The following is a 19,480-nucleotide window of genomic DNA, read 5'->3' on the forward strand; positions in this document are numbered from 1 at the left end:
GGCAACAAGTCCTCTGGCCCAATCACACGGCGCCGCCTATGCAAAGGGCATGGGCGGCGCCATCGATCCTGCATGTTCCGATCTGCTCGCCCGGCTTTATGCCGGCGTGGCGAGCGATCGGCCGTGGCAGGATTTCCTTGAAGCGCTGGCGCGCTGGATGGATGCCAGCTTTGCCACGATCATCATTTCGGCCCCGGGGCGGCGCCATCCGGCCACGTTCCTGACCCCCGGCGCGGATGTCGCATTCAACGCCACATACGCCAGCACACTGTTCGCCGAAGATCCGTTCCAGGGCCTGCCCGACGGACAAGTGACCAGCTACGGCGAGTTCATGGCCAACCGCCCCGATGACGAAGCGGCGCAATACCGCGCGATCATGCATGACACCGGGTTCGATCAGGTGCTGGGCATAGATTTGCGCTTTTCCGGCCGGTTCGAGGCGCGTTTTCGCATCAGCCGGCATACCAGCCTGCCCGAATTCACCCCTGCCGAACGGATGCGCCTGCAGGACATCGTCGTTCATTTGCGCATCGCGGTCGACTTGTTCGAGCGGCTGCAATTCGCCGGTGCCGAACACGGTGTGTTTCACAGCGCGGCGCAAGGGCTGGGTCTGGCCGTCGTGGTGCTGGATCGCAGCCGTCGCATCGTGTCGAGCAATCCGCTCGCCGACCACATCCTTGCCGAAGCGGAAGGGCTGCGGCGGCGCGGCGAAGAACTGGTCTTTGCCCGCAGCGACCATCAGCGCACGGTGATCGCACTCCTGGGCGAAAGAGACCCGGCCGCCCCGCTCACCCGGTTTCGCGTCGAACGCCCGATACACGGCGACGTGGTGATCACCGCGCGTCCACTCGAATTGACCGCAATTCACGCCGGAACCGGGGCACTGGCGCTGTTTTTCGCGCGGCCCGGCCCGGAAAAGCCGACCGATCCGCAGACCTTGCGCGATCTGTTCGGCCTGACCGCTGCCGAGGCGCGGCTGGCCGCAGCGCTGACCCGCGGATCGACGCTGGTCGACGCGGCGCAGACGATCGGCATCGCGCACAACACGGCCAAAGTGCAGTTGCGCTCGGTCTTTGCCAAGACCGGGGTACACCGGCAGGCGCAACTGGTCGCGCTGATCGCGTCGCTCGGGGGATAGCCCCTGCGGGATTGACAGGCTGCATCCGCCAAGTGAGTAAGCATTCATGACAAGAAAGCGCATTCCCGGCACCGAACGACGCGCCCAGATCGTGACGGCGGCGCGGCGCGTCTTTTCCCAACATGGCTATGACGGGGCCAAGACGCTGCAGATAGCGCGCGAGGCCAATGTATCCGAAGCGCTGGTCTATCGCCACTTCCCCTCGAAACTGGCGCTCTATCGCGCGGTGCTGCGCCAGGTCTTTGCCGAACAGGACGACCGCTGGCGTGAACAGGGCATTCGCGATGCCGGGACAGCCGGGTTGGTGCAGGCGATCCACGGGTTTATTGCGGCCTCGGTTGCCGATGCCAGTGATCCGGAACGGCTCGACACCCACCGCATGACGCTGGCCAGCCTTGCCGGCAACGGGTCCTATGCCAGCCTGATCTACCGCCGATCACAACGGCGCAACGGCAAGGAGATGGAGGCAGCCTATGCCGCCGCCCGTGCCGATGGCGGATTGTCGGGCGAAGCGCTCAACGTGCCGGCCGCCGCCATGTTTGTCGAACATGTCGGTACGATGATCGCCGCGATCGGCGCATTACCCCCGGCGGCCCAGCCCTATGGCGTGACCGGAGGCGACCTGGTGCGCCAGGCCACATGGTTCTGCCTGCGCGGGATCGGCATGGGCGATGCCGTGATTCACCGGCATCTCGACCCCCTGCTCACGGCAGGGGGCTGAGTGTCCGGCCCGAAACCCGGTTACGCGGTGACCGCGTATTGCTCCAGTTTCGGCTGGCGCATCGCCTCGTCAAAGGCGTCGTAGGACCACGGCCAACTGGCCGGTACGCCTTCGCCATCGAGATACCAGCTTGAACAACCCGACCCGAAGATCGTGGTCCTGGCCGCCGCTATCCGCCGCTCCTCGTAATCGGCGTGCGCCGCCGCGGTCGGCGCCACCGCGCGCCCTTCGCCCCGGCGCAACAGGTCGATCAGTTGATCGATATAATCCCACTGCCGCTCGGCAATGTCGATCAGCGAGAAATTGCCGACCGGCCCGGTGGGTCCGTTGAGCATGAAGAAATTGGGAAATCCGGGCAACGTGACGGCATAATGCGCGGTCGGTCGGCGCGCCCAGAAGGTATCGAGCGTCGCCCCGTCGCGCCCGGTAACCCCGGCGGGGCGGATGAAGCGATCGGCCTGAAACCCCGTGGCCAGGATCAGCGTGTCGAGTTCGTGGAACGTGCCGTCGGCCATGCGCACGCCGCCTGGCTCAACGTGCGCGATCCGCCCGGTTTCGACGAAAACGGCCGGGTTCTGCACCGCATCATAATAAGACCACGAATAGATCAGCCGCTTGCACGCAGCGCGATAGGTGGGGCGCAGCTTTTCCTTGAGCACCGGATCTTTTATCGAATTTTCGAGGTTCTGCAGACAGGCTTCCTCGATCATCTTCATCTGCGGCCCGTCGATATCGGTGATCGCGTCGGTAAAGCGGCGCACGTTGCCGATATATTCGTCGCTGAACCGGATCGCGTCGATCAGCGCGGGATCGGCGCGGAATGCGGCGCGTTCCTCTTCGGTGTAGGCAAACTGCGGCACCGGCATGATCCATTGCGGCGACCGCTGAAAATGGACCAGATTGGCGACCCGGGTGTTGATCGCGGTAACGATCTGGATACCGGTCGAGCCGCAGCCGATCAGGCCCACTTTGGCATCGTCGATCGGCGCCGTATCGTCCCAGCGCGCGGTGTGGAACGCGGGCCCGGCAAAGCTGTCCAGACCGGGGATTTCAGGCATGCGCGGATGATGCAACACACCCGATGCGGCAATCACCACGTCAAACACCTGCCGCTCGCCGCTGGCCAGCGTCAGCGTCCATTCGGCCGCCGCGTCATCCCAGTCGAGCGCGGTGACTTCCGCGCCAAAGCGGATCGCCGGCCGGATGGCGTACTTGTCGACGACCTTTTCGAAATAGGTCTGGATCTCGCCGCCGGTGGCATAATAGGCCTGCCATTCGGGATAGGGCTCGAACGAATAGGTATAGGCATGCGCCGGTACGTCGCAGGTCAGCCCCGGATAGCGGTTTTCACGCCAGGTTCCGCCGATGCGTTCGGCCTTTTCAAATACGGTAAAGGCTTCGCCCTTTTCGCGGAGCTTGATCGCGGCAAGAATGCCGGCCATGCCTGCCCCGACGATGGCATATCGAAGGGCCGTGCCCTGTTTTGCGCTCATTGCAATCCTCTTCCCATTGGCTTGTCTGTGCACCGCTGTTGCCGGGCCGCATCTGGCCACACATCACCCGATGGGGTTAGATCCCGTCAATGCAGGAGCGCGCCGCCATTGACGTGGAACACCTGGCCATTGATCCAGCGACCGTCCTCGGACAGCAGCATGGCGACCACCCCGGCAATATCCTCGGCCTTGCCCAGCCGCGTGCTGCGGGTTTGGGCGATGCAGTGATCGATCCATTCGGGCGGCACTTGTCCCCCGGCAATCATTTCGGGTGTCATGACAAAGCCCGGCGCCACCGCGTTGGCAGTGATGGCCTGGCGGCCCCAGCGGCTTGCCACATGGCGCATCAATCCATTGAGCCCGCTTTTCGACATGGCATACGAGGGCCGCTCCGGCTCTCCGGAATCGCAAGCGTCCGAACTCGTATAGACCAGTGCGCCGCCGCGGGCGGCCAGCAGATGCGGCAGGGCCGCACGCGTGCACAGCAAGTGCCCGCGCAAATTGACCGCGATCGTCCGGTCAAAGACCGCAAGATCCACCTCCAGCGCATTGCTGTCGGCAAAGATGGTGCGCAAATCGGCAGCATTGACGTGCACCCCGTCAAGACCGCCGAGCCACGCGATGGCATCGGCAAAGGCCGCCTGGACCGAAGCTTCATCGATGATATCGATGGCCACGGCAAAGGCATCGTGCCCCAGGGCGGTCATCCGTTCCGCAACCGCCTCGGCAGCAGGCAGGTTGACATCGGCCGCGCAGACCCGTGCCCCCTCCGCACACAGCCGCGCCACTGTGGCCGCTCCAATTCCTGTCCCGGCACCGATCACCATGATGGCCTTGCCACGCAGTCTGTTGCACATCCCATGCCCCACCAGTTTTCCTTGATTATCGTAGCACGATCAATCATGCACTACGCAATGGCAAGATATAATGGCGCCATGAGAGGATAAATGCGGTTTTCCGGCAGCAAATTCACAACGCTGCGCGGCCCCGACTGAAGGACCCGTGAGACGATGACCTCGAATCTCTACCCCCATCTCCTGTCCCCCGGCCGCATTGGCACGCTGGAGTTGAAGAACCGCATTGCGGTCACGGCCATGGGGGTCAGCCTGTCGGAAGACGATGGCACCGTGGGCGAACGACTGATCGCCTATCACGAGGAACAGGCAAAGGGCGGGGCCGGCCTGATCATTTCGGGCGTGGCCGGGGTCGCCTGGCCGGTCGGTGCAGTGGCGCTGGGCCAGACCGCGATCTCTGACGACCGCTTTATCCCCGACTTGCGCCGCCTGACCGACCGCGTCCATGCGCATGGCGCAAAGATCGCCACGCAATTGCATCATGGCGGCTTTGTCGCGGCCTATTCTCATGGCCGCTGGGGTCATCCGCTGTGGGGGCCGGCGGTGCCGCCCGCGCCCAAAGGCAATTTCACCGAATATTTCCTGATGGAGGAACTGGCGGGCCTTGCCGGCATGAAAGTGCCTGAACTCAAAATTCTCGAACAGGCGGACATAGATCTCGTCGTCAGCCAGTTCGCCGCCGGGGCGCGGCGCGCAAAGGAGGCCGGGTTTGACGGGGTGGAGATCCACGGCGGGCATGGCTACCTGCTGTCCTCGTTCACCTCGCCTTATACCAACAGTCGCACCGACCGCTACGGCGGCAGCCTGGAAAACCGCCTGCGCCTGACGCTGGAAGTGATCGCGGCAATCCGCGCAGAAGTCGGCCGCGACTATCCGGTGTGGATCAAGCTGGATTCGCGCGAAGTCGGCAAGCCCGGCGGGATCACCATCGAAGACGCGAAGGCGGCGGCGAAACTGGTCGAAGCCGCCGGTGTCGATGCCATCACCGTCACCGCCTATCACGACACCGGCAATGGCAAGCTGCATTCGGCATCGAACATCCCGCATATCGAGGACACCAACCTGCCCGCCACGGCCGAAATCAAGCGGCTGGTTTCGATCCCGGTGATCGGGTCGGGCCGAATCGAAGTCCCCACCGCCGACACCACGATCGGCCGGGGGGATGCGGATTTCATCGCCATGGGGCGCAAGCTGCTGGCCGATCCGCATCTGCCGGCAAAACTGATGCGCGGCGAACCGGAAAAGGTGCGCCCTTGCGTCTATTGCTACACCTGCGTCAGCGCGATCTACATGGGCCAGCCTTCGCGTTGCGCGGTCAATGCTTCGTTGGGCCACGAATGCGACGGCACGCCGCCTTCAGCCGCGACCGACGCTGCGCCGATCGGCGTCGTGGGCGGCGGCCCCGGCGGAATGGAGGCGGCCCGCAGGCTGTCGGCGCTGGGCTACAAGGTCGTGCTGTTCGAAAAATCGGATCGGCTGGGCGGCACGCTGCGCTTTGCCGGGCTTGCCTATGAACCCAACGAACGCCTGCTCGAATGGTTGCGGCGCGAGGTTCGCGATGCGGGTGTCGATGTGCGCCTGTCGACCAGGGCCACGCCGGACTTGCTCCGTTCACTTGGTATCGCCTGCGTGGTCGTCGCGACCGGCGCCATTCGCGGCATGCCGCCGATCCCCGGCAATGATCAGGATCATGTCTATTCCGGCGACGACATGCGCGCGATGATGCTGGGCGAAAGCTCGGACGAATTGAAGCGCAAGACCGGCCTGTTCACGCGCATCGCCACAAAAGTCGGCGCGGCGACCGGCGCCACAGCCAACCTTGCGCTGGTGCGCAAGGCGACGCATGCATGGATGCCGCTGGGTCAATCGATCGCCATTATCGGTGGCGAACTGGTCGGGCTGGAACTTGCCGAATTCCTGACCGAGCGCGGGCGCACGGTACAGGTGATCGAAGAAGCGCCCCGCCTTGGCAAAGGGCTGACTCTGGTGCGACGCATGCGTCTGATGGCCGAACTGGCCGAACATGGCGTCGGCCTGTACGGCGGGGCGCGCGATGTGGTGATCGACAAGACCAGTGTCGCATTCACCGATGCTTCGGGCGCACGCCTGACCGTGGCCGCCGACAATGTGATCGTGGCGCGCGGGGCGCAAGGCGATCTGTCGCTGGCCGAGGCATTTGCCGCAGCGGGCTTCACCGTGCATCCCGTCGGCGATGCGCGGGGCGTAGGCTATATCGAAGGCGCGATCCACAGCGCGACCGAGGCCGTTCGCGCCATCGCCCAACAATGAGGTTGACGACACGCGAGTCGATGCGCAAACCGCCCGGGCAGTCCAATGCGGGAAAAATGCCGGGGCCTATGACGCAATCTTTCAGTTTCGACGCCACCGACCTTAATATTGTCGAGCAATTGCGACTGAACGGCCGCGCAAACAACCAGCAGATTGCCGAAAAGCTGGGGCTGACCGCAACCACGGTGTCCACCCGGATCAAGCGGATGGAAGACGCCAACCAGCTGCGCGTGGTCGCGGTGTCCGATTTTTCGGCGCACGGGTTCAACGTCCTTTTGCGTATATCGGTCGAAGTGGATGGGCGCCCCGCTTCGGATGTCGCGCATGAACTGGCCGATCTTCCCGAAGTGTTTGCCGTGCATATCGTCACCGGGCGCTACGACATCGACATGCTGGTGGCGCTGCACGATTTCGAAGATCTCGCGCATTTCCTGCTTGATCGCCTGTCGGAAATTCACGGCATCCGTTCGCTGACCCCGGCCATTGTCGTCGACATCTGCAGTTACCAGTTCGACGTGGCACCGATCGAGGCGAAGGAATAAACGTCATGGCTACCCCTTTGATCGACACGCTCGACGAACAGTTGATCGACCTGCTGTCGCGCGATGCGCGCGTGTCCAACCGCAAGATCGCTGCCGAACTTGGCGTGACCGAAGGCACCGTGCGCGGCCGCATCAAGCGGCTGCAACAGGACGGCCTGATCGCCTTTACCGCGATCACCGGGTTTGAAATGGGCAAACGCGCGCGGCTCGCGTTTATCAATGTGCAGGCCGATGTCGACAAAGTGCGCGAAGTGGCACGCGCGATTGCCGATCTGGCGCAAGTCAACGCGGTGCTGATCACCATGGGCCAGTTCAACATCACCGCGATGTGTCTGGTCGATGAGCTCGACGCGCTGGTCGAGATTGCCTCGGACCGAATCCTGACGATCAGCGGCGTGCACCACGTCGAAACCTCGATCGCGGTCAAGACGGTCAAGTACAACGCGCGCATGGCAAAAATTACGCCCCCAGAGGAAATCGTCGAAGAAGACTGATTACGCAGCGTATGTACGTCACGACACACATACTGCCTTTGCATTTGCGTAAAATGGTGGCTATATAAAAGCGCATATAATCTGCGCAGCCATGACCACGCGCCCGCCGGCGCTGCCCTGACTGCCATGCTGGGGGAGCCAGGCTTGTCATCCGTCGCCACCATCGCGCTTGAAGCGCGGCTCAAACGCGTCTTGCGGTTCATGCCTGCGCCGGTCGGGATCGTGACCAGTGTGGATCCCGACAGCGGCGCGCCGGTCGGCCTTGCCATGTCGGCGCTGATGCCGGTCAGCCTGGATCCATGCGCGATGGCGATCTGTGTCAACCGGCAGGGATCGGCGCATGACGCGCTGGTCCGCACCGGGCAGTTCTGCATCAATCTGCTCGGTCCGGATCAGGACGCGCATATCGCCCCCTTTGCCGATCCCGCCGCGCGCGATCGCCGCTTTGCGCAAGCCGACTGGCGTCGGCGCGCCCGCGACGGGATGTGGTATATCGACGATGCTCCGGCAAACCTGTTCTGCACCATGCGTGAACGCGTCGGCTATGGCACGCATGATGTGATCATCGGCGAAGTCACCGATCTGTTCACTTCCGACAGCAACGATATTCTGGGCTGGGCCAATGGCGCGCCTGGCCGCCTGCATCCCCTATCCTGAAAGACTATCACGATGACCGACACGGACGCTTTGCTGGCGCGGATCGACAGGCTTGAATCGCTCGATTCCATCCGCCAGTTGCCGGCCAAATATTCGCTCGCGCTCGACATGCGCGACGGCGATGCCTGGGTGAACCTGTTTCCCGAAGACGTGCGCGTCGGCGGCGGCAAACAGGGCCGCAAGGCGCTGCGCGACTGGTTTGACGAGACCCATTCGATGCAATTCGACGGCACCAGCCACCACATCGGCGGCCATGTGATCGATTTCGACGACCCCGACCATGCGCAAGGCGTGGTCTATTCGAAGAACGAGCACGAATGCGGCGCCGAATGGGTCATCATGCAGATGATGTATTTCGATCAGTACGAACGCATGGACGGACGCTGGTACTTCCGCCGCCGTCTGCCGCTGTACTGGTATGCCAGCGATCTCAACAAGCCGCCGGTCGGCGATCGCAAGATGCGCTGGCCCGGCGTGCCGCCCTATCACGGCAGTTTCCACGACCTGTTTCCCAGCTGGAAAACCTATTGGGCGCGCGAAGGCAAACCGCACGACGGCCCGGTCGAGCCCCCGGCCCCGCTCGAACGCTTCATCGAGACGATGCGGCGCGGCGCGGCGCTGCCCAAACCGCGCGTGCGGAGCTGATCGACATGACAGACCTGTTTTCCCCCGTCCGGCTTGGCGACATCGAATTGGCCAACCGCGTGATCATGGCACCGATGACCCGCGATCGCGCCGGGCCCGAGGATGAACCCACCGACCTGATGGTCGAATATTATCGGCAGCGCGCCTCGGCCGGGCTGATCATCACCGAAGGTACGCAGCCGTCGCCTGCGGGCAAGGGCTATTGGCGCACACCCGGCATTCATACGCCGGGACAGATCGCCGGGTGGGCCCGCGTCGCCGAGGCGGTGCATCAGGCGGGCGGGCGCATCGCGATGCAGGTGATGCATGTCGGCCGGGCCAGTGTGCGCGCCAACAAGGCGCCCGATGCACAAACTGTCGCCCCCAGCGCGATCCCCTGCCCCGACCCGATCCCCGGCCCCGACGGGGTGCCGGTGCCGACCGAAATGCCGCGTGCGCTGCTGTCCGAGGAAATTCCGCAGGTGATCGCCGAATATGTGACCGCCGCGCGCCATGCACGCGAGGCCGGGATCGACGCGGTCGAGCTGCATTGCGCCAGCGGCTATCTGCCGATGCAGTTCCTGTCGTCGAATTCCAACTTGCGCGACGATGCCTGGGGCGGCCCGGTCGAACACCGCATCCGTTTCGTCGTCGAAACACTGACCGCGATGGCTGCCGCGATCGGGCCGGGCCGCGTCGGATTTCGCATCTGCCCCGGGGTCACGTTCAACGGCATGGCCGATGCCGACCCGGCCGAGACTTATACCGCATTGCTGCGCGCGGTCGATGGCCTGGGTCTTGCCTGGTGCCACCTGATCCATATCCCCAATGCGGGGTTCGATGCGCTCGACCTCGTGCGCGCCAACTGGTCGGGGCCGGTCATCGAAAACGGCGGACTGACACTCGACAAGGCGCAAAACCTGATCCGCGCGGGCAAGGCCGATGCGGCCTCGTTCGGCTATGCCTTCATCGCCAATCCCGACCTCGTCGATCGCTTTCGCACAGGCGCCGCGCTGGCCAAGGCCGACCGCGCCACCTGCTACACCGGCCATGGCGACGATGCGCGCGGCTATACCGATTATCCCCCGGCACACTGAGAGGAAATTCCATGGGGCAGACTTTGCAAGGCAAGCGCGCGGTAGTCACCGGCGGCGCACAGGGGATCGGCGCGGCCATCGCACGGCGCCTTGCGCGCGAGGGCGCCGTGGTTGCGGTGCTCGATCTCGACGCGGCCAAGGCTGCCGCCGCGCTCGGTGATCCGCATCCCGGCTTTGCCTGCGATGTCGCCGATACCGCCTCGGTCGATGCCGCCTTTGCCGGAGTGCGCGCTGCGCTCGGCGGGATCGACATCCTGGTCAACAACGCCGGGATCGGATCGGCGCCGGGCGACGGCATGGCCGAATATTACGCCGGACAGGCCGCCCAGGCGACCGATCCTGCCGCCCACGCCGACCAGACGATCCATTGTCTTGATGAAGGCTGGCTGCGGGTCATGTCCATCACGCTCGACGGCGCATTCCGCTGCAGCCGCGCGGCCGTGCGGATCATGGCCGAACAAGGCACGGGCGGCGCGATCATCAACATCGCCTCGACCGCCGCGGTCGCGGGCAACGGCCCCGTTCCCTATTGCACCGCAAAGGCGGGAATCATCGGCATGACCCGCGCCATGGCGCGCGAACTGGCCCCGCGCGGCATCCGCGTCAACGCCGTGCATCCCGGCGCGACCGAAACCCCGATCTATGCCCCCCTGCCGCAAGAGGTAAAAGACGCGGTCGCCGCCGACAGCGTGATGAAGCGCCTTGCCCAACCTGATGAAATCGCCGGCGCCGTCGCTTTCCTCGCCGGGCCCGACGCCAGCTTTGCCACCGGCAGCACCGTCACGATCAACGGGGGAAGCTGGTTCATCTGACCCCGATCGTGCGTTTGCATGATGTGGGGCCCGCACATTGCCGTCATGACCATCGCACCCATTCACCCTTGTCCAGAAGGCGGCGTCGATGAGCTTTGCAATACACGAATTGAACGACGGATTCGGCCGGGAAATATCCGGCCTCGACATCACCGGCACGATTCCACCCGAAACCGCAGCGGCGTTGCGGCAGGTCTGGCTCGACCACACGCTCGACCCGCGGTTCCAATATATCCACGATTGGCAAAACAACGACATGGTGCTGTGGGACAACCGCCGCACGATGCACATGGCATTCGGCCATCCGGTCGACCAGATCCGCATTGTTCACCGCACCACGATCAAGGGCACCGTGGCAATGGGGCGGATCATCGACCTTGCCCAAGGTCCGGAGATCGGGGCATGATCCGGTTTGACACGGTCATTCGCGGCGGAACCGTGGCTGATGGCACAGGCGCCCCGCCGACGTCGCGATCCGCGCGGGCCGCATAGCCGCCATTGGCCCAAGCCTGGCAGGCTGGTCACCCGGGCTTTGTCGACGCACGCATCACGATGGGCAGGTCACCTCGGATAACCGGCTTGCGCCGTCGTCCTTTCACGGGGTGACAACCGCTGTGATCGGCAATTGCGGGGTGGGTTTTGCCCCGTGCCGTGCCGATGCGGCATCGCGCGATGCCATGGTGCGGCTGATGGAAGGGGTGGAGGACATTCCCCCCCCGCGCTGACCGAAGGGTTGCCGTGGACCTGGGAAACCTTTCCCCAATACATGGATATCGCCGCCGCATGGCGCGGGATCTGCTGTCGGCACGGCGTACAGGTCGCCAGCGTCATCGGCTCATTCGGCACAGGGCCATGCACCGCGAACCCGCTTGACAGCGTCTGGACATAATTATAAGTGTTTACTCACTTATAATAAAAACAGCAAACGAACGCCATTCTGGAGAGGACCGCCATGCACGCCATTTCAAAGGCTCCTGCACCGAACCTGCCGATCACCGATCACGCCGGATTGCGCCGCGCACTGAACGACGCCAACCTGCCGACGCTGCTGATGGTCTACACCACCTTTGTGCAGGATCGCGCCTATCTCGACAGCTTTGCCCCCTATCTGACCGCGCTCTATACCGCCGAAATGCCGTCGACCGTACCTGAGCCGATGGCCGTAGACTTGCGCAACCGCCTGTTTGCGCTGCTGACATCGCCCACCCCGCCGCGTGAACCGCCCCTCGATCCGGAATTCCTGCGCCATATGATGAGCGTCAGTGTCGGCGAAGATGTCGATGCGGGCCTCGTCCCGGTGCTCTATGACCAAATGGGCTTCGAGCGCGCGGTGCCACGCAAGGACATTCCCGGACGCAAGATGCCGCCTGCCGACTTTGACGTGCTGGTGATCGGCGGCGGGATGAGCGGCATCGCGGCGGGCATCAAGCTGGCCGAGGCGGGCTATTCCTTCACGATCATCGAAAAGAACGCGGAGTTGGGCGGCACCTGGTGGGAAAACCGCTATCCGGGCGTGGGCGTCGACACCCCCAGCCATTTCTACAGCTATTCGTTCGAACTCAATCCCGAATGGAGCCATTATCACCCCAAGGGCCAGGAGATTCAGGACTACCTGACCGGGGTCGCCGACCGCAACGGCATCCGCAGCCACGTCGTGTTCGAAACCCGCGTGACCGGTGCCGTCTGGGATGAAAAGACCGCAAAGTGGCATGTCAGCCTGCGCCATCGCGACGGCACCACCAGCGAACGCGCGGTCAGCGCGGTGCTGTTGGCCCATGGCGTGCTCAACCGCTGGTCAATGCCCGGGATCCCGGGACTTGAATCCTTTGCCGGGCCAAAGATGCACACCGCCGGCTGGGATACTTCGGTCGATCTGAAGGGCAAACGCGTGGCCGTGATCGGCACCGGCGCCAGCGCGGCGCAACTCGCACCCGCGATCGCCGATCAGGTCAGCCATCTGACTGTTTTCCAGCGGTCAAAGCACTGGGTCCTGAACAACCCGGACATCAACACCGGCGTCAATGACAATGTCCGCTTCGCGTTGCGCGCCATCCCGCATTACAAGGAATGGTTCCGTTTTCGCGTTTACTGGTTCACGGGCGACGGGCTCTATGGCAACGTCAAGATGGAGCCCGACTGGCCAAAGCAGGACGTGTCGATTTCGCCGCAAAACGATGCGGTGCGCAATTACGCGCTGCACTATATCCACACCAAGCTGGCCGATCGCCCCGACCTGATTGAAAAGCTGGTTCCCGACTATCCGATCTATGGCAAGCGCATCGTGCTTGATGCCGATGGCGGCTGGCTCGACACGCTCAGGCGCCCCAATGTCACGCTGGAAACCCGCACGATCGACCATATCGAACCTGATGCGGTAGTGTTGCGTGACGGAACGCGGGTCGAAGCCGACGTGCTGGCACTGGCGACCGGGTTCGACATTGCCAAAGTGGTCGGCGATCTCGACATCGTCGGGCGTGGCGGCTGCCGGATCCAGGACGATTGGGGCGCGGATGACCCGCGTTCCTATCTGGGCGTGATGGCGCCGGGCTATCCCAACTTCTTTTTCGTGCTGGGGCCCAACAGCGCGCCCAACCATGCCGCCGGGGTCAATATGGTGATCGAGGCCCAGATCAACTGGATGATTGAAACGCTCGATCTGATGGTCGCGAAAGGAACGCGGCAAGTCGAACCGACGATCCCCGCCTATCAGGCGTGGAACACCAGGGTCGAAGAACAGATGAAGCAGATGATCTGGTCGCATCCGCGCGCAAAGAGCTATTATCTCAATTCTGCGGGGCGCAATATCATCTCCTGCCCGTTCCGGCTCGCCGATTACTGGAAAATGACCCGCCACCCCGATCAGAGCGAACTTCGGTTCGGTTGACCGGCCCGCGCGCAGATCGCGCCAACGACCGGATCCGTGAGGTTCCGGTCGCAGCGGCCCATTACAGGAACATGTCCGTGTTTTCCGCCCCCATCAACACCGCGCCATAGTTGCGGGCAAAGCCTGCCGGGTTGTTGGCGACATGGGCCCGCGCCATACGCACATCGTGCCACAAGTCCTGGAACGCATTGCCGGTATAGACCGAACGCCCCCCGGCCACGTCCATCAACAGGTCCATCGCCTCGATGCAACGATCGCCGACAAGGCTTGCCTCATAGCGATAGCGCACGCGGTCGAGGATCGATGGCTTGAAGCCGGCAGCCTCCATTTCCTCGAAATTGCGGACCATGACCTTGGCGCTCGTTTCTGCCAGCAGCGAAGCGCGCGCGATCCGGTCAAGCACATCGGGATCGCCCGCGCTCTTGGTCATGTCGGTGGTGCCAAGGCCGACGCGATCGCGAAACAGCGAAAGGGCATGGCGCACCGCACCGATCGCGCTGGTGTTGACCACGCGGATGAACACTTGCGCCCAGGGCAAGTCGTAATAGCCGGGCGGCTGATGATGCACGCCGAGAAAGCCGTCGATCTGTCGATGGGTACGATAATCGGGCACGAACACCGGCGTGTCGATGACGATGTCATTCGACCCCGTCGCCTGCAGGCCCATGGTGTACCACGTATCCTCGATGCGATAGTCCGTCGCCGACACGAGGAAGGTGCGATAGCCTTCTTCCGGGATCACCCCGCCCAGCAGCACCCAGTTGCAATGCAGGCTGCCGCTCGACCAGCCCCAGCGGCCCGACAGCATGACCCCGCCTTCGACTGCCTGCGCGCACGCGCCGACCGGATTGTAGGAACTCGACACCATGGCGTCAGGGCCCGGCGCCCATACTTCGGCCTGCGCACGCGGGTCCATCAGCGCGATCTGGTAATTGTGCACGGCAATGATGCCCAGCGCCCAGGCCGTGCTCATGTCCGCCTCGGCAATCGCAATCTGGTCGAGAAAGAAGTCCTGCGGCTTACCCTCCAGCCCCCCATGCGCGACGGGCGTGAAGTGGCGGATCAATCCTTCGGCGATGACGGCATTCACCACATCGTCGGCAATACGCCGGTTTCGCCGTCCTTCGTCGGCCCGCGCAGCCACCAGTTCCAGCGTGGACGCGGAAATTGCCATGCACTTTCTCCCCAAACGATTCATGCGTACCATAAGCAGTATCATGCTTCGCATTATTCGATAACATATCGCATATATTATGAAAGACGCGAGTTTTCCATCAGACAAATCACGCATAGCCCCAAGGGACATGTGCGCGTCGGCAATTTTCCCCGGAGCAACCGCACCGGGCATGAACCACGCCCACGAATACGGATTTCAATCACTCACTTTTTACGCAAAACACTTCCAATAGCCCGCTATATGTGCCTATATGCGTCGCAACCAACCAGCAAGAGAATGAGGATCCTGGCCATGTCACACCAATTCCAAGGGAAAGTGGCGTTCATCACCGGTGGCAGCGACGGCATCGGGCTTGCCACTGCGCGCTTGCTTGCCCGGCGCGGCGCAATCGTGGCGATCTGCGCGCGGCGGCCCGACCGGCTCGAAGCCGCACGTGCGGCCATCGCGGCCGAGGGCACGGTCGAAGCGCACCAGCTTGACGTCTCCGACGCCGATGCCTTTGCCGCGCTGGTCGCCGATGTCGCGGCGCGTCACGGACGGCTCGACATGATGGTCAACAACGCGATGTCGGTCCATTACGCACCGATCGCCCGCCTGACGCTCGACCACTGGCGCAAGGATTTTGCCGTCAATGCCGATGCGGTGTTCGTCGGCACCAAGGCCGCGATGGCCGTGATGGCCACGCAAGGCTCGGGCGCGATCGTCAACATCTCTTCGACATGCGGCATCCGCGCCGCGCCGATGATGGCCAGCTATTCCGCATCAAAGGCCGCCCTGATCCAGTTTACCGCCGTTGCCGCGATGGAAGGCGCGCGCCAGGGCATCCGGGTCAATGCGATCGTCCCCGGCCAGGTGCAAACCCCGGCCACCGTGGAATACAACACGCATGCGCCCGAAGCCGCCGCGCGTACCACCGATGCCATACCGATGGGCCGCGGCGGGCAACCCGATGAACTGGCAGAGGCGATCGCTTTCCTGCTGTCCGACGCAGCCAGCTATATCACCGGGGTCGCACTGCCGGTCGACGGCGGCAAGGCGGCGCAACTTTACATGCCGGGTTGATCCGCTTTGGCCGGCGATTCCCGCCCCGCTCGCCGCGCACGTGGTGGCGCGCTTGATGCGATCGACCGTCGCATCATTATCGCGCTTCGCCGCGACGGACGCGCCCAGAGCACCGCGATCGGCGAGGATCTGGGCCTGTCGGGAAATCTTGTGGCCAACCGCATCCGGGCGATGGATGCGGCGGGCACGATGCGCGTGGTCGCGGTGGCCGATTACCGCGTCCACGGCTATCGCATGCTGGCGCGAATCCGCCTTCAGGTAAACGGTCGCTCACCGCACGACGTCGCGCGGGAACTGGCCATGCGCGACGACGTGCTGTCGGTGCACCTGACGTCGGGTCGCTATCCGGTCAGTTGTCTCTATGCCTTTGCCAGCGCGCGCGACATGATCGAGGCGGCGCGCGACGTTTCTGCCGGGATTGCCGGGGTGGAAGACGTCGATGTCGAATTGCTCAACACCGTCTATCGCTATCGCCCCGCCATCGGCCCGATCGCCGGCCATGGGAGAGAAGAGGCATGAGCGTCGAATCCCCCCCCACCGACCTACTCGACCGCCAGATTGCCACCCTGCTCGCACGCGATGCACGCACCAGCTTTCGCCAGATCGCAGGCGAAGTCGGCGTGACCGAAGGCACCGTGCGCGCGCGCGTCAAGCGATTGCAAACAGCCGGTCTGCTGCGGCTGCAACCGATCATCGACATCGCCAGCAGCGATGACGATACCCCCGCCTCGCCCGGCAGGCACATGGCGTTTATCACCATGCGCTGCCGTGCCGGATGGCTTGACCGTGTGCGCGACGCCCTGCTCGCCATGCCCCGGGTCGACGCGCTCTACGATGCCAATGCCGCGCACCGGCTCGTCGCGATCTGCCTGGTCGACAGTCTGGCCGAAGTCGCGGCCATGACCAATGCGGTGCTCGCGCTCGAAGGCATTCGCGACGCGGAAAGCGAACTTGTCCTGCAAACGATCAAGTACGACGCGACAATCGGCCCGATCGCCACGGTCGAGGACATCGCAAAACTGACCTGAGGCTTATACCGGCTTGCGCCCGGCCCAGGGCGCCGCGCGTTCGATCTGCCCGGCCAGGCGGAACAACAGCGCTTCCTCGCCATAGCGGCCCATCGCCATGACCCCGATCGGCAATCCGTCGCGGCTCATCCCCAGCGGCAGCGACATCCCCGGCTGGCCGGTCATGTTGGCCAGTTGGGTAAACGGCGACCAGGTGCTTACGCGGCGACCCCATTCCTCGAACCCGACCCCGGGGCTGAGATTGATTTCGCCCAACAGCAGCGGCGGCGCGGCCAGAGTCGGCGACAGGATCACATCATGACGGTCCATGAATTGGCCGACGGTTACGGCGGCGGCCTGCAAGGTGTTGTTGGCGCGCGCAAAGTCCATGCCGCTGCACTTTTCGCCAAAGGCGATCATCGCCAGCGTGATCGATTCGAGCGTATCGGGCCCGACGACGAGCCCGGTGGCGCGCGCCCGATCGGTCACGTCCGCCGCCACCGACGAGCCCATGAGCACGAAACTGGCCCAGCCGATCGCCGCCGCATCAAGCTTCGGCGCGGCTTCCTCGACATGATGACCAAGACTTTCAAGCAGCCTGGCCGTGGCTTCGAGCGTTGCCAGCACTTCGGGATCAACCGGCGATCCCGAATTCGGCCGGGTCATCAGTGCGACACGCAATTTGCCCGGATCGCGCCCGACCTGACTGAGGAATGTCCCGTCGGGCGTCGGCGCGCCATAGCGCGAGCCCGGTTCCACGCCCTGCGTCGCATCGAGGATCGCAGCGGAATCGCGCACAGAACGGGTCACCGCGTGATGCACGGACAGTCCGCCCCAGCCTTCGGTCCGCGCCGGCCCCATCGGCACCCTGCCCCGGCTCGGTTTCAGCCCGAACAGCCCGCAACACGATGCGGGGATGCGGATCGACCCGCCGCCATCGGTCGCATGGGCAGCCGGCAACACGCCGGCCGCGACCGCCGTCGCCGCGCCCCCCGACGATCCGCCGGTGGTATGCGCCGGGTTCCAAGGGTTGCGGGTGGCGCCGGTCACCTTGTTTTCGGTCGTGCCGGTCAGACCGAATTCGGGGGTCGTCGTCTTGCCGAAAATGACAAAGCCCGCGCGCTCCACCCTGCGCACCAGTTCCGACGTCTCGGTCGCCCGATAATCGGCGTAAAACCGGCTGCCATTGCCGGTACGTTCGCCGGCGATATGGGTGTTGAGATCCTTCAACAGCCACGGCACCCCGGAAAACGGCCCTTCGGGCAGCCCGGCAGCAACCGCCGCATGCGCCCGGTCGTACAACCGCTGCGCCATGAAGCTGAAACGCGGGTTCATCGCCTCGGCGCGGGCAATCGCCGCGTCGAGCAGTTCGGCGGCACTGACTTCGCGCCGCCGAATGCGTTCCGCCAGGCCAAGCGCATCATCGCTTGCCAGCAAATCTCCGATCATTCCCGCGCTCCCGGACTTTGTCGTTTTTGCCATGATCCCTCGCGGCACGGCAGCCGTCATCGTGGCCGCCGCACCCGCCAGCACTGTGCGTCTTGAAATCATGCGTAGTACCGCGCGTAGAATTTGCGGAATTGCGGAATCGGGCCGTCGCCATCGCAGATGATCGGGTTGGTTTCGTATTTTTGCCGATCCCAGATCACCTTGTCCTGGTCGAACTGCTTGCAGATATCGCGCACGATGGCGCGGGCGACCCCGGCGCGTTCGCCCTCGGCCTGTGCACGCGGTTGGGCAAAGCAGAACCGCACGTGGACGTGGTCCAGCTCCACCGGTGTCAGACAGGCGACCAGCAGCGTTTCCGAAATCCCGGTAAAGCGCGTCCAGCTTTGCCCCGGGCCCATCGTGTCATAGCTGATGCAGCCATCGACTTCGCCCCAGGGCGTGCCCATCTTCGCCTTCACATCGGCGCCGCGGCCCCAGTCACCCCAGCGCAGATCGCCCAGCGGCACATTGGCCGTGCCGTGGATATAACGGAAATGCGCCACATCGACGCCATTTTCGGCCATATTCTGGATCGAGCCCCAGACATTCCATTCATAGATGTCGAATTCGGTCCAATCGGGGTCGGAACATTCGGGCAAGTGCGCCACGTCAAACAGCGGGGCGACATCTTCGGGGTGATACCAGGCCCAGATCCAGCGGTTGGCCTCGGTCACGTGCCAGGTCCGGATGCACTTGCGCTTTACTTGCGGCGGGATGGTGCGGGCATAGGGGATTTCGGCCACCACGCCTTCGGCACCGTCATAGCGCCAGGCGTGAAACGGGCATTCGAGCAAGTTGCCATGCACTTTGCCGCCATGCCCCATATGCGCGCCCAGATGCTTGCAATAGGCATCGAGCATCCGCACTTCGCCGTCTTCGCCGCGCCAGATCGCCAGATCCTTGCCGAAATAGCGCAGCGGCTTGACTTCGCCCGGCGCCAGTTCGGACGAGAGCAGCAACGGATACCAGCCAAACGGAAAGCCGATGTCGAGCCCGCGCTCCTCGACCGAGGCGAGCCCCTTGACTTCGGCCAGGCGCCATTCCTTGAGCGCATCACCCTTCAGTTTCTCGAGAATCTGCCACACTGCCACCGGTGGCGTGCGGGCGTCGGTTGCTGCCTCGGTCATCGTCAGATCCCTTT

At 64.0% G+C, this 19,480-nt stretch carries 19 protein-coding genes and 1 pseudogene; 15 read left to right on the forward strand and 5 right to left on the reverse strand.

All coding sequences use genetic code 11. The annotated features are described in order from the left end of the window. Positions 1-49 precede the first annotated feature (49 nt). Together AQZ50_RS00605 and AQZ50_RS00610 are read left to right on the forward strand one after the other, a co-directional pair. Positions 50-1,138, forward strand: a complete 1,089-nt coding sequence (locus tag AQZ50_RS00605) for a helix-turn-helix transcriptional regulator (protein WP_067741190.1) — start codon at positions 50-52, stop codon at positions 1,136-1,138. Between the two features lie 46 nt (positions 1,139-1,184). Continuing rightward, the gene (locus tag AQZ50_RS00610) at positions 1,185-1,859 is read left to right on the forward strand and encodes a TetR/AcrR family transcriptional regulator (protein WP_067741193.1); all 675 of its coding nucleotides are present in this window, start codon (positions 1,185-1,187) and stop codon (positions 1,857-1,859) included. Positions 1,860-1,879: 20 nt separating this feature from the next. Here the strand turns inward: AQZ50_RS00610 and AQZ50_RS00615 are convergent, their stop codons facing one another. Together AQZ50_RS00615 and AQZ50_RS00620 are read right to left on the reverse strand one after the other, a co-directional pair. Then, positions 1,880-3,352 (reverse strand): flavin-containing monooxygenase, encoded by a 1,473-nt coding sequence (locus tag AQZ50_RS00615; RefSeq protein ID WP_067741196.1) that lies wholly within the window; start codon positions 3,350-3,352, stop codon positions 1,880-1,882. 86 nt (positions 3,353-3,438) lie between these two features. Beyond that, positions 3,439-4,209 carry an SDR family NAD(P)-dependent oxidoreductase gene (locus AQZ50_RS00620; RefSeq protein WP_067741199.1) on the reverse strand — a complete coding sequence of 257 codons (771 nt, stop codon included), beginning with the start codon at positions 4,207-4,209 and terminating at the stop codon, positions 3,439-3,441. 153 nt (positions 4,210-4,362) lie between these two features. On the opposite strand from AQZ50_RS00620, the gene AQZ50_RS00625 reads away from it, so the two are divergent. From AQZ50_RS00625 to AQZ50_RS00665, 10 genes and pseudogenes are all read left to right on the forward strand, one after another. Next, positions 4,363-6,495, forward strand: a complete 2,133-nt coding sequence (locus AQZ50_RS00625) for an oxidoreductase (protein WP_067741202.1) — start codon at positions 4,363-4,365, stop codon at positions 6,493-6,495. Between the two features lie 68 nt (positions 6,496-6,563). Then, a complete protein-coding gene (locus tag AQZ50_RS00630; protein ID WP_067741205.1) occupies positions 6,564-7,037 on the forward strand; it encodes an Lrp/AsnC family transcriptional regulator in 474 nt (157 codons plus the stop codon). Between the two features lie 5 nt (positions 7,038-7,042). Beyond that, positions 7,043-7,531 carry an Lrp/AsnC family transcriptional regulator gene (locus AQZ50_RS00635; RefSeq protein ID WP_067741208.1) on the forward strand — a complete coding sequence of 163 codons (489 nt, stop codon included), beginning with the start codon at positions 7,043-7,045 and terminating at the stop codon, positions 7,529-7,531. 144 nt (positions 7,532-7,675) lie between these two features. Next, positions 7,676-8,188 (forward strand): flavin reductase family protein, encoded by a 513-nt coding sequence (locus AQZ50_RS00640; RefSeq protein ID WP_231730039.1) that lies wholly within the window; start codon positions 7,676-7,678, stop codon positions 8,186-8,188. Positions 8,189-8,200: 12 nt separating this feature from the next. Continuing rightward, positions 8,201-8,833, forward strand: a complete 633-nt coding sequence (locus AQZ50_RS00645) for a nuclear transport factor 2 family protein (protein WP_067741213.1) — start codon at positions 8,201-8,203, stop codon at positions 8,831-8,833. A gap of 5 nt (positions 8,834-8,838) precedes the next feature. Continuing rightward, the gene (locus AQZ50_RS00650) at positions 8,839-9,909 is read left to right on the forward strand and encodes an alkene reductase (RefSeq protein WP_067741216.1); all 1,071 of its coding nucleotides are present in this window, start codon (positions 8,839-8,841) and stop codon (positions 9,907-9,909) included. Positions 9,910-9,920: 11 nt separating this feature from the next. Continuing rightward, positions 9,921-10,721 (forward strand): SDR family NAD(P)-dependent oxidoreductase, encoded by an 801-nt coding sequence (locus AQZ50_RS00655; protein ID WP_067741218.1) that lies wholly within the window; start codon positions 9,921-9,923, stop codon positions 10,719-10,721. 88 nt (positions 10,722-10,809) lie between these two features. Next, positions 10,810-11,127: a TauD/TfdA dioxygenase family protein gene (locus AQZ50_RS00660; protein ID WP_067741220.1), complete on the forward strand. Its 318-nt coding sequence runs from the start codon at positions 10,810-10,812 to the stop codon at positions 11,125-11,127. Continuing rightward, positions 11,124-11,493: pseudogene (locus AQZ50_RS20850) on the forward strand (D-aminoacylase); the annotation flags it as partial. The gene AQZ50_RS00660 and the pseudogene AQZ50_RS20850, both read left to right, overlap by 4 nt. A gap of 180 nt (positions 11,494-11,673) precedes the next feature. After that, positions 11,674-13,605: a flavin-containing monooxygenase gene (locus tag AQZ50_RS00665; RefSeq protein ID WP_067741223.1), complete on the forward strand. Its 1,932-nt coding sequence runs from the start codon at positions 11,674-11,676 to the stop codon at positions 13,603-13,605. 61 nt (positions 13,606-13,666) lie between these two features. Here the strand turns inward: AQZ50_RS00665 and AQZ50_RS00670 are convergent, their stop codons facing one another. After that, complete coding sequence (locus tag AQZ50_RS00670; RefSeq protein WP_067741225.1) at positions 13,667-14,779, reverse strand: acyl-CoA dehydrogenase family protein; 1,113 nt, start codon at positions 14,777-14,779, stop codon at positions 13,667-13,669. Positions 14,780-15,073: 294 nt separating this feature from the next. Here AQZ50_RS00670 and AQZ50_RS00675 point away from each other — a divergent pair, with 294 nt between their 5' ends. From AQZ50_RS00675 to AQZ50_RS00685, 3 genes are read left to right on the forward strand one after another with little or no spacing between them, the layout of a single operon-like run. Continuing rightward, a complete protein-coding gene (locus AQZ50_RS00675; RefSeq protein WP_067742274.1) occupies positions 15,074-15,844 on the forward strand; it encodes an SDR family NAD(P)-dependent oxidoreductase in 771 nt (256 codons plus the stop codon). A gap of 6 nt (positions 15,845-15,850) precedes the next feature. Then, the gene (locus AQZ50_RS00680; RefSeq protein ID WP_067741228.1) at positions 15,851-16,363 is read left to right on the forward strand and encodes an Lrp/AsnC family transcriptional regulator; all 513 of its coding nucleotides are present in this window, start codon (positions 15,851-15,853) and stop codon (positions 16,361-16,363) included. Further along, positions 16,360-16,872: an Lrp/AsnC family transcriptional regulator gene (locus tag AQZ50_RS00685; protein WP_067741231.1), complete on the forward strand. Its 513-nt coding sequence runs from the start codon at positions 16,360-16,362 to the stop codon at positions 16,870-16,872. The genes AQZ50_RS00680 and AQZ50_RS00685 overlap by 4 nt, the downstream gene beginning before the upstream one ends. Positions 16,873-16,875: 3 nt before the next feature. On the opposite strand, the gene AQZ50_RS00690 is transcribed toward AQZ50_RS00685, so the two are convergent. Then, complete coding sequence (locus tag AQZ50_RS00690; RefSeq protein ID WP_067742277.1) at positions 16,876-18,300, reverse strand: amidase; 1,425 nt, start codon at positions 18,298-18,300, stop codon at positions 16,876-16,878. 98 nt (positions 18,301-18,398) lie between these two features. After that, complete coding sequence (locus tag AQZ50_RS00695; protein ID WP_197412345.1) at positions 18,399-19,466, reverse strand: aromatic ring-hydroxylating oxygenase subunit alpha; 1,068 nt, start codon at positions 19,464-19,466, stop codon at positions 18,399-18,401. Between the last annotated feature and the right edge of the window lie 14 nt (positions 19,467-19,480).

Source organism: Novosphingobium sp. Fuku2-ISO-50, from assembly GCF_001519055.1.
Taxonomy (GTDB): domain Bacteria; phylum Pseudomonadota; class Alphaproteobacteria; order Sphingomonadales; family Sphingomonadaceae; genus Novosphingobium.

Bases quoted from the DNA above. Each gene is read 5' to 3' on its own strand.
- AQZ50_RS00670 (WP_067741225.1), bottom strand. From the start codon at position 14,779: ATGGCAATTTCCGCGTCCACGCTGGAACTGGTGGCTGCGCGGGCCGAC.
- AQZ50_RS00695 (WP_197412345.1), bottom strand. From the start codon at position 19,466: ATGACCGAGGCAGCAACCGACGCCCGCACGCCACCGGTGGCAGTGTGG.
- AQZ50_RS00625 (WP_067741202.1), top strand. From the start codon at position 4,363: ATGACCTCGAATCTCTACCCCCATCTCCTGTCCCCCGGCCGCATTGGC.
- AQZ50_RS00615 (WP_067741196.1), bottom strand. From the start codon at position 3,352: ATGAGCGCAAAACAGGGCACGGCCCTTCGATATGCCATCGTCGGGGCA.
- AQZ50_RS00655 (WP_067741218.1), top strand. From the start codon at position 9,921: ATGGGGCAGACTTTGCAAGGCAAGCGCGCGGTAGTCACCGGCGGCGCA.
- AQZ50_RS00605 (WP_067741190.1), top strand. From the start codon at position 50: ATGGGCGGCGCCATCGATCCTGCATGTTCCGATCTGCTCGCCCGGCTT.
- AQZ50_RS00690 (WP_067742277.1), bottom strand. From the start codon at position 18,300: ATGATCGGAGATTTGCTGGCAAGCGATGATGCGCTTGGCCTGGCGGAA.
- AQZ50_RS00635 (WP_067741208.1), top strand. From the start codon at position 7,043: ATGGCTACCCCTTTGATCGACACGCTCGACGAACAGTTGATCGACCTG.
- AQZ50_RS00610 (WP_067741193.1), top strand. From the start codon at position 1,185: ATGACAAGAAAGCGCATTCCCGGCACCGAACGACGCGCCCAGATCGTG.
- AQZ50_RS00665 (WP_067741223.1), top strand. From the start codon at position 11,674: ATGCACGCCATTTCAAAGGCTCCTGCACCGAACCTGCCGATCACCGAT.
- AQZ50_RS00630 (WP_067741205.1), top strand. From the start codon at position 6,564: ATGACGCAATCTTTCAGTTTCGACGCCACCGACCTTAATATTGTCGAG.
- AQZ50_RS00650 (WP_067741216.1), top strand. From the start codon at position 8,839: ATGACAGACCTGTTTTCCCCCGTCCGGCTTGGCGACATCGAATTGGCC.
- AQZ50_RS00645 (WP_067741213.1), top strand. From the start codon at position 8,201: ATGACCGACACGGACGCTTTGCTGGCGCGGATCGACAGGCTTGAATCG.
- AQZ50_RS00660 (WP_067741220.1), top strand. From the start codon at position 10,810: ATGAGCTTTGCAATACACGAATTGAACGACGGATTCGGCCGGGAAATA.
- AQZ50_RS00620 (WP_067741199.1), bottom strand. From the start codon at position 4,209: ATGTGCAACAGACTGCGTGGCAAGGCCATCATGGTGATCGGTGCCGGG.
- AQZ50_RS00685 (WP_067741231.1), top strand. From the start codon at position 16,360: ATGAGCGTCGAATCCCCCCCCACCGACCTACTCGACCGCCAGATTGCC.
- AQZ50_RS00675 (WP_067742274.1), top strand. From the start codon at position 15,074: ATGTCACACCAATTCCAAGGGAAAGTGGCGTTCATCACCGGTGGCAGC.